The sequence below is a fragment of the Mucilaginibacter sp. genome (genome assembly GCF_036383575.1).
Classification (GTDB): domain Bacteria; phylum Bacteroidota; class Bacteroidia; order Sphingobacteriales; family Sphingobacteriaceae; genus Mucilaginibacter.
In genome coordinates, this window is the sequence record NZ_DASVOB010000803.1 from 1 (window position 1) to 2,611 (window position 2,611).

At 43.4% G+C, this 2,611-nt stretch carries 3 protein-coding genes; 1 reads left to right on the forward strand and 2 read right to left on the reverse strand.

Going from position 1 to position 2,611, the window contains the following annotated elements; all coding sequences use genetic code 11:
* Positions 1–411: Gfo/Idh/MocA family protein (locus tag VF500_RS28630; RefSeq protein WP_330862927.1), on the reverse strand; the 411-nt coding region annotated here is incomplete at its 3' end.
* Positions 412–416: 5 nt separating this feature from the next.
* On the reverse strand, positions 417–1,484 hold the full coding sequence (locus VF500_RS28635) for an FAD:protein FMN transferase (protein WP_330862928.1): 1,068 nt from the start codon (positions 1,482–1,484) through the stop codon (positions 417–419).
* Positions 1,485–1,889: 405 nt separating this feature from the next.
* Between VF500_RS28635 and VF500_RS28640 the strand changes: the two genes are divergently transcribed.
* Positions 1,890–2,611, forward strand: a 722-nt coding sequence (locus VF500_RS28640) for a hypothetical protein (RefSeq protein WP_330862929.1), incomplete at its 3' end; no start/stop codon positions are given.

Here is a 2,611-nt window from a genome sequence, read left to right on the forward strand (position 1 = left end):
CAATGCCTGCGGAATGTTGTAGGTCATGGTTTTTTCCAGGTACAAGTGTTTATCGGCTTTCAGCACGTCAATGGCTACGGCATAGTGCATGTTAAGCGGTACGGCAACTACCACCGCATCTATATTTTTATCATCCAGTAACTGCCGGTGATCTGTGTATGACCGGTAGGGTTCGCCTTTACTTAAACTCCGGGCTTCAGTTAAACGGAAGTCCAGCACATCGCAAACAGCGGTGATCTTAAATTTATCAGGCAGTTGATTAAGCAACTGCATAATGCCTTTGCCCCTGTCGCCGCATCCTACTACGCCTATCTTAATTACACCCGCCTCCGCTGCAAACGCATCTAAATTGGTAAGTAACGCTCCTCCCGCCAGTAATCCGGCGCTTTTTACAAAATTCCTTCTTTCCATCTTTATTAATTGGGGTGATACCCTTTAAATCCATTGGTAACGGTATCGGCAATAGCGCCGTCTGTTTTTTTATAGATGATGTAAGCCCCCATGTCGGTCCTCCGGGCTAAAAACAACAGGGTCTGCTTTAAGCCCATGGTCATAAAGCCATTATCATAACCATCGGCAGTTATAGCATCTTTGGCCCAAACGGTAACGCTTATCATTTCGTTTTGAATAGGATAACCTGTTTTGGGATCCATAATATGCGAGATCTGTTTACCACCGGCTTCAAGGTGCTTACGGTAATTGCCCGATGTAGTAACAGCGCCATCACCCGGTGTAATTGTTTTGCGTAAGGGCGACGGCATAATATCATTTCCGTCGACTGCTTCGATACCTACTTTAAATGGGTCGCCATTGGGTTTATGACCGCGGATGCGCAACTCGCCGCCGATCTCGGTCATGTAGTTGTAGATATGCCGGCTCTCCAGCAAATTACCAAGCAGATCCGCGGCGTAACCCTGGGCTATGCCATTAAGGTCTATTTGTACCTGCGGATATTTTTTATGCAGGAAATGGCCTTGCAGCCAGATCTTATCGGGGCCAACATTTTTCAAGATACTTTTTACCCGGGCTGCATCAGGAAAACTGTCAGGCTTCTTAACACCAAAACCCCAGGCATCAACCAGGGGTTTTACGGTGATATCCACGCATCCGTTGGTGTTGCGGTTAACCTCCATCGCTTTTTTTACAAGCACCAAAAATGGTTCATCAATCGCTATCCCCCGGGCAGATCTGTTAAATTGGCATATGAGTGATGTAGGCAGATACAGCGACACCGATCTGTCAAGGCCGGCCAGCAAGCTATCGGTTTGTTTCTGGCTTACAATGCTATCCGCGGCATAATAGGTTACCTGGTAAGTAGTACCCTGTGAATAACCGTTTATGATGATTTTTTTCAAGTCGGCGCGCGGCCTGATCATGGTTGAATTGATACCGGTTAATGCCAGCAAAAACAAAAAGGATACAAACATCCACCGGGACAGCTTCCGTTTGTTAATTGTTACCGCTTCTTTTAAGTTGTTTCTCATTTAAATTAACGCCACCATTATACAACGTGCAGCGTGGTTTATATAGATGCTATATTAAGATAGATGCAAATATTTGGATGCAGAGCCGGATTATGTCCCTGCATCCAAATCAAATTTAAACAGCTTCTAAGGTATTGAAATTTCAGTTTTTTCAACATCCGTAAAAGTCGCTTTGTTCAAAACTTATTGCTTTTATCGGTAATTTTTTTGATACGATAAGTGTACCATCAACCCTGGCGTTGGTTTCCCCCATCAACAAAACAGAATATCTGTCGAAACGCTGCTGAAAATTTGATTTGCATTGGATATCTTTATAACTAAGCCGGATTTGATTAACTTTGGTACTTAGGCCCAATTTCCAATAATTAAACTTTGAGTATCCGAAACCATATCATATGCATTATTATGTTCTGCCTGCTTTTACCGGCAACACAGGCTTTGGCATCTGATAATGTGGATAGTCTTCAAAAAGTACTTAACCAGGTGCTCGAAAACCGGGCAAAGTACGATGCACAAAAGCAGGAGGAGATCAAAAAACTCAAAGCCGATCTTCAGCAAAACTATTCGTCACTTAACGACAGGTATAATAATTGCCAGCGGCTGTTCAACGCTTATAAATCATTCATCCATGATTCGGCTTATGTTTATTGTAAAAAGCTGAATGCCTGCGCCTACCAACTTAAGGATCAGAACAAGATCAACTACGCCCGTATCAATATGGGTTTTGTGTTGGTATCGGCCGGCATGTTTAAAGAAGGGCTTGATACGCTGAGCAAAGTAAATATCAAATTTCTGACTGACAGGCAGCGGTATGAATACCTGTTTTTACAGGTCCGCAGTTATTTTGACCTGGCTGATTTTGACCGGATAGGTGATTATTATGATCAATACAGTAAAGCAGGCTTACTCTATTGCGATTCGATCATGCGTCAAAACAAACCCAACTCGTACGAATACCTTTCGGCATTCGGGTTAAAGGCTTTGCGCACTCATAATTACAAAGCGGCGGTAGAGCCTTATCAAAAGCTTTTGCGGTTTGAGCAAACTTACCAGGATAGCGCTATTAATTACAGTTGTTTAAGCTTTGTTTACCACGCCCTTGGCCAGGATGACCTAAGTTTGCCCCT